The 15,741-nt window shown below is 53.4% G+C and carries 10 protein-coding genes; 8 read left to right on the top strand and 2 right to left on the bottom strand.

Features of this window, described 5'->3' with window-relative positions; all coding sequences use genetic code 11:
• Positions 1 to 14: 14 nt before the first annotated feature.
• From CAG65_RS10375 to recD, 4 genes are all read left to right on the top strand, one after another.
• Entirely contained in the window at positions 15 to 980 is a 966-nt protein-coding gene (locus CAG65_RS10375) for a TDT family transporter (protein WP_161449032.1), read from the top strand.
• Positions 981 to 1,141: 161 nt separating this feature from the next.
• A complete protein-coding gene (gene recC, locus CAG65_RS10370; protein ID WP_161453572.1) occupies positions 1,142 to 4,591 on the top strand; it encodes an exodeoxyribonuclease V subunit gamma in 3,450 nt (1,149 codons plus the stop codon).
• A gap of 261 nt (positions 4,592 to 4,852) precedes the next feature.
• Positions 4,853 to 8,491 (top strand): exodeoxyribonuclease V subunit beta, encoded by a 3,639-nt coding sequence (gene recB / locus CAG65_RS10365; RefSeq protein ID WP_161453571.1) that lies wholly within the window; start codon positions 4,853 to 4,855, stop codon positions 8,489 to 8,491.
• Complete coding sequence (recD, locus tag CAG65_RS10360) at positions 8,488 to 10,620, top strand: exodeoxyribonuclease V subunit alpha (RefSeq protein ID WP_161453570.1); 2,133 nt, start codon at positions 8,488 to 8,490, stop codon at positions 10,618 to 10,620. The genes recB and recD overlap by 4 nt, the downstream gene beginning before the upstream one ends.
• Positions 10,621 to 10,651: 31 nt before the next feature.
• Here recD and CAG65_RS10355 read toward each other — a convergent pair whose 3' ends face one another.
• Together CAG65_RS10355 and argA are read right to left on the bottom strand one after the other, a co-directional pair.
• Positions 10,652 to 10,834, bottom strand: a complete 183-nt coding sequence (locus CAG65_RS10355) for a hypothetical protein (RefSeq protein WP_161453569.1) — start codon at positions 10,832 to 10,834, stop codon at positions 10,652 to 10,654.
• A gap of 256 nt (positions 10,835 to 11,090) precedes the next feature.
• A complete protein-coding gene (gene argA / locus CAG65_RS10350; protein WP_161453568.1) occupies positions 11,091 to 12,428 on the bottom strand; it encodes an amino-acid N-acetyltransferase in 1,338 nt (445 codons plus the stop codon).
• 274 nt (positions 12,429 to 12,702) lie between these two features.
• Here argA and CAG65_RS10345 point away from each other — a divergent pair, with 274 nt between their 5' ends.
• From CAG65_RS10345 to csdE, 4 genes are all read left to right on the top strand, one after another.
• Positions 12,703 to 13,059 (top strand): DUF2850 domain-containing protein, encoded by a 357-nt coding sequence (locus CAG65_RS10345; RefSeq protein ID WP_161453567.1) that lies wholly within the window; start codon positions 12,703 to 12,705, stop codon positions 13,057 to 13,059.
• A gap of 69 nt (positions 13,060 to 13,128) precedes the next feature.
• Complete coding sequence (gene mltA / locus CAG65_RS10340) at positions 13,129 to 14,238, top strand: murein transglycosylase A (protein WP_021706594.1); 1,110 nt, start codon at positions 13,129 to 13,131, stop codon at positions 14,236 to 14,238.
• Between the two features lie 74 nt (positions 14,239 to 14,312).
• Complete coding sequence (tcdA, locus tag CAG65_RS10335) at positions 14,313 to 15,119, top strand: tRNA cyclic N6-threonylcarbamoyladenosine(37) synthase TcdA (RefSeq protein WP_021706595.1); 807 nt, start codon at positions 14,313 to 14,315, stop codon at positions 15,117 to 15,119.
• 47 nt (positions 15,120 to 15,166) lie between these two features.
• Positions 15,167 to 15,604 carry a cysteine desulfurase sulfur acceptor subunit CsdE gene (gene csdE / locus CAG65_RS10330; protein WP_161453566.1) on the top strand — a complete coding sequence of 146 codons (438 nt, stop codon included), beginning with the start codon at positions 15,167 to 15,169 and terminating at the stop codon, positions 15,602 to 15,604.
• The last annotated feature ends 137 nt before the right edge of the window (positions 15,605 to 15,741 follow it).

Raw genomic sequence — 15,741 nt, 5'->3', positions numbered from 1 at the left:
GCATAGAGGTCGCTATGATTCAGAAAGCCAAACATAAAGTGATGGGGGCACCGACTCCGATGGCCGGTCTGGCGCTGGGCATAGCCAGCCTGGGGTGGAGCTGGGAGAACATGGCTGAACTGCATGGTTACGCGCAATGGGCGAGTGCGGCAGTGGCGAGTGTCCTGTTGCTGATCCTAAGCGTGAAATTCCTTGCTCACCGCCATCTGCTGCAACAAGATCTGGCGCATCCGGTGGTTGGCAGCGTGGTACCTACGTTCGCGATGGCAACCATGGTGGTCTCTAATTCACTAGGGCATTTTCTGCCGTGGGCGGGCGACGCATTCTGGTTGGTGGCGGTGGCCCTGCACGTGGTGTTTTTGGCCAGTTTTGTTTACCACCGAGCGAAAGAGTTCGAGCTGCATCATATGGTGCCGAGCTGGTTTGTACCACCGGTTGGCATCATCGTAGCGGACGTTTCTTTTTCCGGTAATCCACACCTCGCCGGGGTGGCTCAGGCCGCTTTGCTGTTTGGTCTTTTGGCATACGCTGTGATGTTGCCGATGATGATCTACCGCTTCATGTTCACTCAGGAAGTGCCGGATGCGGCCAAGCCGACCCTGGCGATTCTGGCGGCGCCGGCCAGCCTGTCGATGGCGGGATACCTGACGGTGACCGCTGAACCGTCGCCGCTGGTGATTGGGCTGCTGTTCGGGATTGCGGTGTTGATGACGACGATCATCTATCTGGCGTTCTTCAAACTGCTGCGCTTGCCGTTCAGTCCGGGTTATGCGGCGTTTACCTTTCCGATGGTAATCGGGGCAACGGCGCTGTTTAAGATGGCGCACTGGATGGAGAGTATTGGTATGGCGGAGCACTACGTGACTCAGGTGCGCGGTCTGGCGGCTATCGAGCTGATGATTGCCACCTTAGTAGTGGGGTATGTTGCACTGCGCTACGTTTACCATTTGCTTTGGTTACCTCGGTTACAAACCGCTTGAAGCCCAGACTCAACCCGGCCCAGTGCCGGGTTGAGTGCTTTTACGCGCAAGTGATCAAACTCTGTGCAGTTAAGCTGTTGTTTATCGTCAACAAGGATCCGAGAAACGCTGCGCTTGTGCTAATCTGTGCTTACTGACTTGCAGCGGATACAGGCGCCTACGTGTTTACGGTTTATCACTCGAATCAAATTGATGTTCTTAAATCTCTGCTGGTGGAGCTGATCCGGTTAAACCCGTTGGAGAATCCATTTGAAAAAGAGCAGATCCTGGTACAAAGCCCCGGGATGTCACAGTGGCTGAAAATCGAGCTCGCCAAAGAGTTTGGTGTGGCCGCCAACCTGGATTTCCCGCTGCCGGCGACCTTTATCTGGACGCTGTTTACCCAAGTTTTGCCTGATGTGCCTAAGCGCAGTGCATTCAATAAAGAAGCCATGACCTGGAAGCTGATGCAGCTCTTGCCGGCCATGCTCGAACACGCCGATTTTGCGCCATTGAAACGTTACCTGGAAGACGACAAGGACGACACGAAGCGTTATCAGCTGGCGGAGAAAATTGCCGATATTTTTGATGGCTATCTGGTGTATCGGCCGGAATGGATAGCCGCGTGGGAAGCCGGTCAGGAGGTGGCTGAGCTCAATAATGAACACCCATGGCAATCTCAGTTGTGGCAGGCACTCTATGATCAGACAATCAGCCTGGGTCAGTCACCGTATCACCGCGCTAATTTGTACGAGCATTTTATTGAGGCTCTGGCCGACGGCCGGTTAGAGCACGCACAGTTACCCAAGCGTTTGTTTGTCTTCGGTATCTCCTCGTTGCCACCGCGTTACCTTGATGCGTTGAAAGTCATCGGTGCGCACATCGATGTCCATTTGATGTTCACCAACCCGAGCCGGTATTACTGGGGGGAAGTGCGTGATCGCAAATATCTGGCGAAACTGGCTGCGAGGCATCGTCAGCATCGGGTATGGCAACAGGATCATTCCGAAGTGGACGGAGAGAGTCCGCAACTGAAAGGGACACTGGACGACAACCTTGCGGATGCGCTGCATACCGATGTGGTTGGCAACAGTCTATTGGCATCAATGGGGAAATTGGGGCGGGACAATCTGTATCTGCTGTCTCAATTGGAGTCACATGAAATTGAAGCCTTTGTCGATGTGGAGCGTGACTCGCTGTTGCATCAGTTGCAGGCTGACATTCTCAATCTGGAAGAGCACCAGGACGACAGTGTGCTCGACAGCAGCCACCACAAACGCCAAGTCACGGAACAAGACAGGTCACTCAGCGTGCATGCATGTCATAGCCCGATGCGGGAAGTGGAAGTTCTTCATGATCAACTGCTGGCGATGTTTGATGCGGATCCGACGCTCAAGCCACGCGATGTGATTGTGATGGTGGCTGACATCAATGCCTACAGCCCGGCTATCCAGGCGGTGTTTGGTAACGCGCCGGGTGAGCGCTTTATTCCTTACTCAATTTCTGATCGCAGTGCGGATCAGGAGAGTCCGATCCTGACCGCGTTCATGCAACTGGTGAATTTACCGCAGGCACGCTGCCTGGCGTCTGAGTTGTTGGAGCTGCTCGAAACTCCGGCGATGATGGCGCGTTTTGGTATTGATGAGCAGGAATTTGAACTGGCCAAAGTCTGGGTCGAGCAGTCAGGCATTCGCTGGGGACTGAATGCCACCACCGCGGAAGAGTTTGCCCTGCCGTCCAGAGACCAAAACACTTGGCAATTTGGTATCGAACGCATGTTGCTCGGGTATGCTATGCCCGACAGTGCCGGACTGTTCAGCCAGAAAGATCATGAGTTGGCGCCTTACAATGAAGTGCAGGGCATGAGCGCAGAGCTGGCTGGTAAGCTGGCGCACTACATCGAATCGATCAGCCGGTACCGCCAGCGTCTGGCACAAACACAAACCATCGACAACTGGCAAACCACCCTGCTGGCCATGTTGGATGACTTCTTCATGGTGGCGCTGGAGGAGGAACTGGTGCTGACTTCTATTCGTGAAGCGCTGACCCAGTTGAAAGAACAGCTCCAGGATGCGGCGTATCACCAGACGTTGGCGCCGGGCATCGTCAGTTTGTATCTGCACAATCGCTTGTCCGGAACCCGGGTTAGCCAGCGTTTTCTGGCAGGGCAGGTCAACTTTTGTACTCTGATGCCGATGCGCTCGATCCCATTTCGTTGTGTGTGCCTGCTTGGCATGAACGATGGTGTCTATCCGCGTTCGGTACCGCCGGAAGGTTTTGACTTAATGAATGGCCGTGCTCGAGCTGGGGATCGTTCACGTCGTGACGATGACCGTTACCTGTTTCTTGAAGCGCTGCTCTCCGCGCAGCAAAGCTTATACATCAGTTACGTCGGGCGTTCGATTCAGGACAACACCGAGCGGGTTCCGTCGGTGCTGGTGTCTGAGCTGCTTGAATATTGTCAGCAGAACTACTGTCTGGTTGGCGATGAAGCTCTGCCAGTCGATGATTCTGCAGCTCGGTTACTAACAGCATTGACGCTAGAACACGCTATGGTGCCCTTTAGTCCGTTAGCTTTTCAGGGGGAGCAGGCCAGTTATGCCAGAGAATGGTTGCCTGCGGCGCTGCGTCAGGGGCAGCGCAGTGGCGATTTTAACCGCCAGTTGAGTGATTACCTGCTGGATGCGACGTATCCGTTGGCACTGGATCTGGTAGAGCTGCAACGCTTTTGGCGTTTGCCAGTGCGCTATTTCTTTAACCGTCGACTGAAAGTGGTGTTTGAACCACCGCTGCCAGTGACAGAAGATGACGAACCGTTTGTGTTGGGTGGGTTGGAAAGCTACCAGATGCGTGATCAATTGGTGGAAGTCTTGTTGGATGCCCGTGCTCAGAATCAGGATCCGCAACAGGCGCTAGAGCATTTTGCCCGGCGTCAGCGTGCTGAGGGCAAGTTGCCGATCGGCGCATTCGGTGAGCTTGAGTTTGAAACCAACCGGGTTCAGGCGCAAGAGCTGGTTGAGACACTGAGCTTTGTTAGCGGCGTAGCCCTGGAAGATGTTGATGTAAACTTGACCTTTGATGTACTGGGGACAGATAAACCCGTTCATCTGACCGGATGGCTGACGCAGTGTTATCAGGCTGGTCTTATTCGTTATCGTAGTGGCCGGATCCGAGCACAGGATTATCTGTCCGCCTGGATTGACCATTTGTCGCTGGCTGCCATGGGACACAGTAAATCCACGCATGTTATTGGTTACGATCGTAAAGAAGGTGCCGTGCATTTTATGTATCCGCCGCTGGATGGCGCAGAGGCTAAGTCATTGTTGGCGGAGCTGGTGCGTCTTTACTATCAAGGCATGACGTCGCCACTGGCGTATTTCCCGCAAACGGCGCTGGCCGGCATCGAAGCGGGGTTCAGTCGTGGAAAGTGGGTGGATGATGAAGACAAAGCGGTCAAGAAAATGGCCGCCACATTTAACGACGGTTATCTGGTGCAAGGCGAAGGACGCGATCCGTATATTGCGCGCATTTGGCCACAGTGGGATGACGCACTGGCTCTGGAAGTCAGGACGTTGTCCGCGTTGGTACTACAAAACGCGAGGCTGAGGATCGAGAATGCTGCTGATAGTTAAGAGAAGTAGAGTGGCCGCCAGTAAATCATTATTGTGTAGGGCGTTCGCTGTACGGCCACAGGTCAGAGGGACCATAATTCTGTGGTGCAGACCAGTCAGGCTGGCTATGCATGTGCAGCGGATACTATCGGCTTGCACCAAAATGATCCGTGAGAGAGATCGCACATTCCCGGAATACAATCGCGTCACGTATCAGTAGGCAAAAGTTTTCAGCGTTTGATCACAAGATGTTGTTCAGTTTAGGAAAAAGGCAATAGGTTTATGACGACTTCGTCCCTCCCCCAGTCACTGAGTCCGATGACATTCCCGTTGCACGGCGCACGTTTGATCGAAGCGTCTGCCGGTACCGGGAAAACGTTCACGATCGCAGGCTTGTATTTGCGGCTGCTTCTGGGGCATGGCGACGAGCATAGCCGTCATGCCGTGCCGTTAACAGTAGACCAGATTCTGGTCGTGACCTTTACGGAAGCTGCGACGGCAGAGTTGCGTGACCGTATCCGGCGTCGCATCCACGATGCGCGCATTGCGTTTGGTCGTGGTGCCAGCGAGGATCCGGTGATCCAGCCGTTACTTGAACAAGTGTCGGATCACCAGCAGGCACAGACTCTGCTGCTGCAAGCTGAACGGCAGATGGACGAAGCGTCGGTGTACACGATTCATGGTTTCTGTCAGCGGATGTTGACGCAGAATGCCTTTGAGTCTGGAAGCCGTTTTAATAACGAGTTCGTGACCGATGAAAGTCACCTTAAAGCGCAAGTGGTGGCGGATTACTGGCGGCGCAACTTTTACCCGCTGCCGCTTCAGTTAGCGGGTGAAGTGCGCCGTATCTGGAACTCGCCATCGGCGCTGCAGGCAGAGATTGGCGGTTACCTGAGCGGTGCGCCATTGACGTTGGCCACGTCCGCCGGAGACGGTGATCTCGCTGCACTTCATCAGCAGAATCTGGAACGTATCAAGGCGTTGAAAGCACAGTGGTGCGAGTGCGCAGACGATTTGCTGGCACTGATTGCCGACTCGGATGTTAACAAACGCAGCTACACCAAAAAATCGCTGCCGCAATGGCTCGACAGTGTCACGGCCTGGGCTCACAGCGAGACCCTCAATTACGACGTGCCGGACGCTTTGGCCAGGTTTGCTCAACATACTCTGGATGAGAAGACGCCTAAAGGGACGCCGCCACGCCACGCGGTGTTTGCGGCCATTGAGGCATTTCTTGCCCAGCCCGTCAGCCTCAAGGCGCCGATGATGGCTCATGCGATCACCTCGTGTCGTACTCTGCTTGCCAGTGCCAAACAGCAGAAACAGTGGCTATCGTTTGATGATTTGCTTAGTCAGTTGTCGGCCGCACTCGATCAGGATGAAACGGACGCATTGGCAGAACGCATCCGCACTTTGTACCCGGTGGCGATGATTGATGAATTTCAGGATACCGATCCGCTTCAGTACAGTATTTTCAGTCGCATCTATCTGGATCATCCTCAATGCGGTTTGTTTATGATCGGTGATCCGAAGCAGGCGATCTACGCGTTTCGCGGTGCCGATATCTTTACTTACATCAAAGCCCGTCAACAGGTCCGTGCACACTATACCCTCAATACCAACTGGCGCTCTTCTGCGCAGATGGTTGGGGCGGTGAATCAGATTTTCCAGTATCCGGACAGCGCCTTTATTTACGATGAGGACATTCCCTTTCATCCGGTCGATCATCGTCCGGGCGCGGAACAGAGTGTCTGGATGTTAAACGGCCGGGTACAGCCGGCACTGACCTACTGGTTGATGGAAGCCGACGACAAACCACTGGCTAAGAATGAGTACCAGCAGGCCATGGCGGATGCGACGGCCAGTCAGATTCAAACCATTCTGACCGCGGCGCAACAGGGGCAGGCGAGCTTCGCCAGCGGCTCTGGACAACAGCCTGTCCGCGCCGGTGACATCGCCGTATTGGTGCGAACGGGCAGTGAAGGTCGTCTGGTAAAACAGGCCCTGGCCAAGCAAGGGATCGCCAGCGTCTATTTGTCGAACCGGGACAGTGTTTTTACCAGTGGCGTGGCACCGGATATTCAACGCGTGCTGCAGGCGGTACTGACGCCGGAAAACGATCGCGCTTTGCGCGCAGCGTTAGCGTCAGAACTGTTTGCGCTGGATGCGGCGTCGCTGGATGCACTCAACAATGATGAAAATGTGTGGGAAAACACGGTCAACGAGTTCAAAGAGTACCGTAAACTCTGGGTCCAGCGTGGCGTCTTGCCGATGTTGCGTGCGGTGATCAGTAAACGGCATATCGCAGAGCGGTTGCTCGAAGAAGAGCAAGGCGAGCGGGTAATGACGGATCTGATGCATCTTGGTGAGCTACTGCAACAGGCCAGTCAGGAGATCGACAGTGATCATGGTCTATTGCGCTGGCTGGCTCAGGCGATCAGTGACGCAGCTAAGGGACTGGGCGGCAGTGATGAACAAATCCAGCGTCTGGAGTCGGAGCGCAACCTGGTGCAGATTGTAACGATCCACAAATCGAAAGGACTGGAATACGATTTGGTCTTTCTGCCGTTTGTCTTCAGTTACCGGGAGGCCAGCGAAGGCAAATATTATGATGCGCAGCGTGATCAAACCATCCTCGATATCAGTGGCAACGACGCAGCGCTCAAGCAGGCCGATAAAGAGCGTCTGGCGGAAGACTTACGTTTGATTTATGTTGCGCTGACCCGCGCCGTGTACGCTTGTTTTGTTGGTGCGGCACCGCTGCGTCAGGGACGTTCGACCAAAGAGCCCACCGGTGTGCACCGCAGTGCGATGGGGTATCTGCTGCAAAACGGTCAGGAGGGCGGAATCGCCGATCTGAGCCACGCGATTCAGCGTCAGGTTCAGGCACAAGACGGCGTGGTGCTGGCCGAGATACCGGCGTTGCCCGATACGCCGTATCAACCACCATCGGCGCATGAAGACAGCCTGACGGCCCGGGAGTTGCAGACAGCCGTGGATCGTTTATGGCGGGTAACCAGCTATTCCGCGTTGGTGAAACAGGGCAGTCATCAAACGGCCCACGACGCCACACTGGAAGTGACTGGCTTTGATATTGATTCGGCCGACGAGCAAGACGAAGGCGAGTTGCAGACGCCCGAGCGATCGATCTTTACCTTTCCGCGTGGTGCTCGGCCGGGCACCTTCTTGCACAGTGTGTTCGAAGAGATTGAGTTTACGCAGCCGGCTGACAGTGAAGAGAATACCCGGGCGATCACCGAGCGGATGGTCAATGAGCAGCTGGATCCTGAATGGCTGCCAGTGATACAGCGCATGATAACCACGGTACTGGCGACGCCGTTGGATGGCAAAACATTGTGCTTGAAAGACAAGGCGCCGTCTCAGCGTCTGGTGGAAATGGAGTTTTTGTTACCGATCGAAGTCTTGAGTGCTGCGGCGCTGAACCGGGTCGTGCAGCGCCATGATCCGCTCTCTGCCAAAGCTGGCGATCTGGGTTTTCACACCGTACAGGGAATGCTCAAAGGGTTTATTGATCTGGTGTTTGAACATCAGGGCCGATATTACGTGCTGGACTGGAAGTCCAATCATCTTGGTGATGATGTCAGTTGCTATCAGGGCGAAGCTTTGCAACAGGCGATGGCTGAACACCGGTATGATCTGCAATATCAGTTGTATGCGTTGGCGTTGCATCGCTTTTTGCGCAGTCGTCTGGCGGATTACGACTATCAGCGCCATTTTGGAGGCGTGTATTACCTGTTTTTACGTGGCATGGATGGCGATACCCAACACGGGGTCTTTTCAGCCCGGCCGAGCGAAGCGTTTTTGAATGAAATGGATCGGTTGATTGACGGACAAACCATTGAAGCGCGGATCAGTGCAGCGGATGGTAACGGAGCGGCTCAGATGGAGCTGGATTTATGAATGAGTACACAATGAGTGACAATATCATGATGGTGTTACATACGCTGGCTGCACGGGGTAATATCCGCCAGTTGGATGTTCAGTTCGCGGCCTTTATTGCTCGTCAGTGCCCGGCCAGTGAGCCGGCCGACAAACTGGCACTGCTCAGTGCGATCGTCAGTACTGAGCTGGGGCGCGGGCACATTTGCTTGCCGCTGTTCGATGGGCGTGGTCAGCCCACGGATTTGGCGGAGCGCCTCGGGCTGTATGGCGAAGACGCTCTGCGCTTCAGTCAAAGGTATCTCGACACCGATTGGCCGGCGTTGCTAAGCCAGGCGTCTCTGGTGGGAAATGGCACGCAACCTCTGCCTTTAGTCTTTGATGGAAAAAGAGTTTATTTACATCGTTATTGGCACTATGAAGTGGCCTTGGCGGCGCGCTTAAATAGCTTTGGGACACCCATGAGCTTAAAGCCTACAGGTGTCCAAAAGCTCCGTGATTTGCTGGATCATCTGTTTGCGCGTGATTACCACTTTTTATTTCACGCGCTGCGTGCCGCGGAACAGCAAGGTAACAGTACGGCGGTGCTGCGTCAGCAACTGGTGTGTGATCACCTGGATGTGATTGCCAGTGAGACAATTGAATGGGACGCGGTCGAACAGGTGTTGTTGTCAACACGTCAGGTCTCCGATCTACAGCGCTTGGACACCCATGTTCCGATGTCGGCGTGCGTTAACTGGCAGAAAGTCGCGGCTGCGGTTGCACTGACACGCCGTTTCGCTGTGATCTCTGGCGGCCCCGGCACGGGGAAAACCACCACGGTGACCCGATTGCTGGCGGCATTGATCGAACAGTCCAGCGAACACGCCGCACACCTGCCAGAGATCAAGCTGGTAGCCCCCACCGGTAAAGCGGCCGCGCGACTGACGGAATCCATTGGTCGGGCGGTTGCGCAGCTCCCCGTCAGTCCTGAGCTCAAAGCGGCAATCCCGACGGAATCGAGCACGTTACACCGCTTGTTGGGAGCCATTCCGGGGAGTGCGGAGTTTCGTCATCATCGTGATAACCCGCTTCACCTCGATATTCTGGTGATCGATGAAGCGTCAATGGTGGATCTGCCCTTGATGTATAAAGTGGTGGATGCGTTGCCAAAACACGCACGTCTGATCCTGTTGGGGGACAAAGATCAACTGGCATCGGTGGAAGCCGGGGCCGTATTGGGCGACATTTGTTCGTTTCATGCGCTGGGTTACAGTGTTGCGCAGGGACAGATGCTGGCCCAATTAACCGGGTACACGACTCTGACTGGCCACAATCAGCACAGCGGTATGGCCGACAGTTTGTGTATGCTGCAAAAGAGTTATCGTTTCGACGCCCGTTCCGGTATCGGCCAACTGGCTAAAGCGGTCAATGCGGGTAGTGCGCAAAAAGTTGATCTGGTTTGGCAGCGCCAATTTGCCGACATTGAACACATGGCGCTCAGCAGCGAACACTATCGCGCCATGATCAACACATTGGTGGAAGAATACAGTCACTACTTGCACCGCATTGATACGCCGCAATGTGATGACGACGGACAAGTAGAAACCATGAACCACAAAGCCAAAGCGGTGCTGGATACATTCAATCGTTGTCGGTTGCTGTGTGCAGTACGTGAAGGGGATTTTGGTGTGGCCGGACTCAATCACCGGATAGAGAAGGCGCTGGCCGTCAGAAAACGTATTCAGACGCAAGATGAGCTGTGGTATCACGGCCGGCCTGTGATGGTCACGCGTAATGACCATGGCCTCGGCTTATACAATGGTGACATTGGCATCTGTATGCGCGATGACACGGATCCGGAACCCCGGCTGAAAGTGTATTTTGAATTACCGGACGGCAGCGTGAAGTCAGTGTTGCCAAGCCGGGTGCCAGAGCATGAGACGGCGTACGCAATGACTATTCACAAATCACAGGGCAGTGAGTTTGACTTTACCTTGATGATTTTACCACCAGAGTTCAGCCCGATCCTGACTCGCGAACTGATCTACACTGGCATCACCCGGGCAAAAAAACGTCTCGCCTTGTATGCGGATATGCAGGTGTTGAAACGCGGGATTAAAGTTCGGACCGAACGGGCAAGTGGACTGGTTGAGCGGTTAGGGGAGTGAGAGGCGTAACCGTCCGTGGTTAGCGCGAATGTTATTTGTTGAAGGCACTGGAAAACGAAATGCTGCGGATTTTATAGCGAGCCTGATAGTTGAGAATAAAGGCTTTTAATCCTTCGTTTACCGGAAATACACAATGTACATCCAGGCCTTCCAGGAACTGGTTGTCAGCCATATCCCAGAAACTCTGTATGGAATTACAGATAACGGTTTTCATAGACGATTTGCTCTTAGTAATTTTTTCTACTTCAAGCAATCCATGCGTGCCCAACTGCGTTAGGCAAAAAGTCCTATGACCCTGAGGAAATCTCAAAAAAACACCAAGTCATCAGACTTGGTGTTTAGGGTGAGCAAATAATAGTCAATATACCCACTGAAATAAAGTAAAGTTTGTGTGTGTTTTGTCTGAAATCGGTTTCATTTTGATGTGATGAGAAAAAACAGTGAAATGCCCCGATTGTTTCGCGTTAAGCTCAGGCTTTGACACATAAAATTTTGGATCGGCGTTGGTAGTTGTACAAACTTTGTTTGGTCATTGGCAGTGACTCTACGCCGATCTCATAGAAACCTTGTTCACGGAACCAGTGCAGGCTATGTGTCGTCAGGACGAAAATCCGTTCAATGCCTTCGACTCTTGACTGCTGTTTAATGTGGTTGAGCAGCACCAGCCCGCGGTTGCCATCCCGGTATTCCGGATGGATCGCCACACAAGCCATCTCAGCCATTTTGTCTTCCCGGTAGGGGTACAAGGCCGCACAGCCTATGATCAGGCCGTCTTTTTCAATAATGGTAAACTGGTGAATTTCCTGCTCAAGTTGCTCGCGTGAGCGGCGGACCAGTATGCCTTGCTCTTCGAGCGGGCGGATCAGATCGAGAATCCCCCCGATATCGTTGATCTGAGCTTTACGTACTTGCTCAGCACTGGCCATGACGATCTGTGTGCCTATGCCATCGAATGAGAACAATTCCTGAAGTAACGCGCCGTCTTCCTTATAGCTCACCAAGTGACTGCGCGGCACACCAGCCCGACACGCGGCAATGGAGGCTCGCAGAAAACGCAGTGTGCCGGTACTACCGTCATTGGTTTGATCGACGCATTCTGCCAAACCTTCTAAAATCCGTTCAGCCTCTTTGGGGAACAGCTCCGCAATGGCATTGCCTTCTTCGTCGATGATTCCTTGCTCGGAGCAAAAACCAATCAGTTTGTCCGCATTTAATTTAATCGCGACTTGGGTCGCCACTTCTTCAGAGAGCAGGTTAAAACACTCTCCCGTCACGGAGCTGGCGATTGGGCCGAGCAACACGATTGAGTTCTGGGCTAGGGCGCGATTGATGCCTTCGATATCGATGCGGCGGATTTTGCCACTGTGGCAATAGTCGATACCATCATCAACCCCCAGTGGTTGAGCGATGACAAAGTTGCCACTGACCACATTGAGTTCGGTGCCCGCCATAGGGGTGTTGTTGAGGCTCATGGATAATCGGGCGGTGATGGTGAGCTGCATTTCCCCCGATGCCTGCATCACTAGACGCAACGCCTGTTCATCAGTGATCCGCACGCCTTTGTGGTACGGTGTGCTCACCTGTTGTGCATCCAGCAGTTGGTTGATTTGCGGGCGTGCGCCGTGCACCAGCACGATCTTGACCCCGAGACTGTGCAGCAGCGCGAGGTCACTGATGATATTGGTAAAGTTTTTGTCGGCCACGGCTTCTCCGCCGAGCATGATCACCATGGTTTTGCCACGGTGAGCGTTGACGTAAGGGGCTGACTGACGGAATCCTTTTACGAGCGCAGTACTTCTGAGTTTCACGAAACGTTACCTGGTGAATTTATATGTTGAAATATTGTCTTTTTATTCACCGCTAAGCAAGCGATATTTCATCGTGAAAATAAAAAAGTGCAAGCCGGATTCTGCCAACCAGCGACTTGATTTAGAATAATGCCAGCCAAGGTTAAGTCTGGCACCATCCCAGGGCAGAGAGCTGCCAGAAAAAAGAGAGACCATCATCAAAAGCGACACGACTTTATCTGAAACCCTCCCGAGTCGGAGACTGAGCAAACGCACGCTCATTGAGCGTGGTCTGATGTTGTTGGTGGCATGCGGCCTGATCGCGGTCGCACTGCTGTATAACCAGGTTTATGCTCAGTTGTCGGAGCGGCTGCACCCCAAGCAGGCTGTGTACGGCACTTGGGTGGAGCAGAACGTGGCCAGTTATGCCAGCGACCGTTTTACCCTCGGGCCGGAAGGGGTCAGTCAGGCTGGGCGGGTGCTGACCACGCGCTATGAGTTTGATGGCCGTTATGTCATGTTTGCCACCGCTCAGCGTGAATATCGCTTTCAGCTACTCAATGATGAATTGACAGAAATGAGGTTGATTTCTCAGAACTATTACCAACCTGTGTATCGATTGTCAGGAAAATTCAAAAAAAACCTCCGCTAACCATTTCGCAATTGTGTTCCTTTTGAGAGTTTGTCATCCTCAGCGCAACTCAACAAAGGAACCCAATTCGTGCTTAAACAACTCCTCCCGCTTACCGCGGCTGTATTGATCTTCGGTTGTGCGCAGCAACCAACCGATGAACTTGGCAAGCAGCCGGCTTCGAAAACACTTCCGCAATTGCTTAACCAGGTGGATGAGGTGCAAACCAACACCCCGCGGGACTATACCCAGTTTGCCGCTCAGGCGCAGGCCGTGGTCGATCGTTCACCGTCGATGGCGAAGATCTATCAGCCACTGTATGCCAAACTGAATGAATGGGTCCTGCAAAGTGGCGATCCGGAAGAATTGAGCCGCTATGGTATTGAGCTGGCTCAGTTGGGCGGTGCGGATAAAAAAGGCAATGTGCTGTTTACTGGCTACTACTCACCGGTGATGGAACTGCGTCATCAACCGGACGCCGTCTACAAATATCCGGTGTATGGCAAACCAAATTGTGGCAGTCAGTGTCCGACCCGCGCCGCGATTTATAATGGTGCTCTGCAAGGCCAGGGACTTGAACTGGGTTATGCCGCCAATTTGATTGATCCCTTTATGATGGAAGTGCAGGGCAGCGGTTTCGTCCATTTTGAAGATGACGACACGCTGGAGTACTTTGCCTATGCGGGTAAAAACAATCGGGCCTATGTGAGCATCGGCCGGATTCTGATCGAACGTGGTGAAGTGAAACGCGAAGACATGTCGATGAAAGCCATTCGTGACTGGGTGATGAAACAAGATGACGCGACCGTACGCGAATTGTTAGAGCAGAATCCGTCTTACGTATTCTTTGCGCCAAAAGCCGATGCGCCGGTGACGGGGTCGGCTGGTATTCCTCTGTTGCCGATGGCGTCGGTGGCCGGTGATCGATCCATTTTTCCGATGGGGACTCCGATTCTGGCGGAGGTACCTCTGCTGAATGCTGACGGTACCTGGAGTGGAGCACATCAGCTGCGCTTGTTACTGGTGCTTGATACCGGCGGGGCGGTGAAGAAAAACCATCTGGATCTCTATCACGGGATGGGGCCACGTGCCGGACTGGAAGCGGGTCACTACAAGCATTTTGGCCGGGTGTGGAAATTAGGGCTGGATGGCTCAGCAACGCAAGCGCCTTGGGCGCTGCCACCAGAAAAGCGACAATAAACAGACCCTAGACATTTCAACAAAGAGTGCGTATAAAACGCACTCTTTGTTTTTGTACCCTTCGGACTTCAGAAATGCGTGAACTCGATACCCCAGCTTCAGACAGCTACAACCAGCGCTTTGGCGGTACCCGTCGTTTGTACGGCAACCGTGAAGTGGACATTCTGCGTGCGGCACACGTGTGTGTAATTGGTATCGGTGGGGTCGGTTCCTGGGCGGTGGAAGCTCTGGTCCGAACCGGGATTGGAGAACTGACGTTGATCGACATGGATGACGTGTGTGTGACCAATATCAACCGTCAGATCCATGCCATGTCCGGCACCGTCGGTCAGAGCAAAATTGAAGTGATGGCAGAGCGGGTACGCCTGATCAATCCGGAGTGCAAAGTCAACCTAATTGATGACTTTATTACCCCGGACAATCAGCATGAGTACCTGAGCAAAGAGTTCGATTACGTACTGGACGCGATTGACAGCGTGCGTGCCAAAGCGTCTCTGCTGGCGTACTGTCGCAGCAATAAAATCAAAGTCATCACCACGGGTGGGGCTGGTGGACAGACTGACCCGACCCAAATTATGGTTGCGGATCTGACCAAGACTATTCAGGATCCGCTGGCGAAAAAAATCAAAGATACCCTTCGTCGTCATCACAACTTTCCGAAGAACCCACAACGTAAGTTTGGGATTGACTGCGTATTTTCGACTGAGCAGCTTAAGTACCCTCAGGCGGACGGCAGTGTGTGTGGCGTGAAGTCAACCGCAGAGGGGCCAAAACGCATGGATTGTGCCAGCGGCTTTGGCGCGGCTACCGTGGTGACCGCAACGTTTGGTTTTGTGGCGGTATCGCGCATTGTCGAAAAACTGATCCAAAAATACACTTAATGAATCCATACTCATTCTGCCTGTGAGCATTACCGCCGGAGACCACCATGACTGATTTTCCAGTTACCCCGTTTGGCTCAGAGATTTCTGCTGAGGAAGTCGTGTCGAGCCTGAAGACTTGTTCAGGCTGGGAGGAGCGCTATCGTCAGGTGATCCAGTGGGGGAAAACACTGCCCAAGATGCCGGATGAGCTGAAATCCGCTCAGGTACTGGTGTCTGGCTGTGAAAGTCAGGTGTGGCTGGTCAGTGAGCAAACCAAGGGCGTGTGGCATTTCTGTGCTGATTCGGATGCGCGAATTGTGCGTGGTTTAATTGCGTTGGTCCTCGCCGCGTATGAAGGAAAAACAGCGGCGCAAATTCAGGCTTTTGATATTGACGCCTATTTTGAACAGCTGGGCCTGATCGCTCACCTTAGCCCGTCGCGAGGAAATGGTCTGAAGGCGATTGTGCAACAAATTAAGGCTCAGACGGCGGCTTCGTCTTAGTCGCCACAAAGCTTGAGCTGGCTCACACAACCCTCCCATGCGGAGGGGTGTTTGTTCTGTACAAAATTTAATCATTGCGATATTAATGCCTTAGTAAATACATGGTGTTACAGCCCTTGTTGTGACTGCATAAAGGC

Origin of the sequence: Vibrio sp. V39_P1S14PM300, from assembly GCF_009904765.1 — a bacterium.
Taxonomy (GTDB): domain Bacteria; phylum Pseudomonadota; class Gammaproteobacteria; order Enterobacterales; family Vibrionaceae; genus Vibrio; species Vibrio proteolyticus.
Note: the sequence above shows the minus strand (reverse complement) of the source record. Positions and strands in the feature narration are given on the sequence as shown.

Excerpts from the sequence above, each read along its gene's own strand:
- csdE (WP_161453566.1), top strand. The coding sequence starts at position 15,167 with ATGACTGATTTTCCAGTTACCCCGTTTGGCTCAGAGATTTCTGCTGAG.
- tcdA (WP_021706595.1), top strand. The coding sequence starts at position 14,313 with ATGCGTGAACTCGATACCCCAGCTTCAGACAGCTACAACCAGCGCTTT.
- recB (WP_161453571.1), top strand. The coding sequence starts at position 4,853 with ATGACGACTTCGTCCCTCCCCCAGTCACTGAGTCCGATGACATTCCCG.
- recD (WP_161453570.1), top strand. The coding sequence starts at position 8,488 with ATGAATGAGTACACAATGAGTGACAATATCATGATGGTGTTACATACG.
- CAG65_RS10355 (WP_161453569.1), bottom strand. The coding sequence starts at position 10,834 with ATGAAAACCGTTATCTGTAATTCCATACAGAGTTTCTGGGATATGGCT.
- CAG65_RS10375 (WP_161449032.1), top strand. The coding sequence starts at position 15 with ATGATTCAGAAAGCCAAACATAAAGTGATGGGGGCACCGACTCCGATG.
- CAG65_RS10345 (WP_161453567.1), top strand. The coding sequence starts at position 12,703 with ATGTTGTTGGTGGCATGCGGCCTGATCGCGGTCGCACTGCTGTATAAC.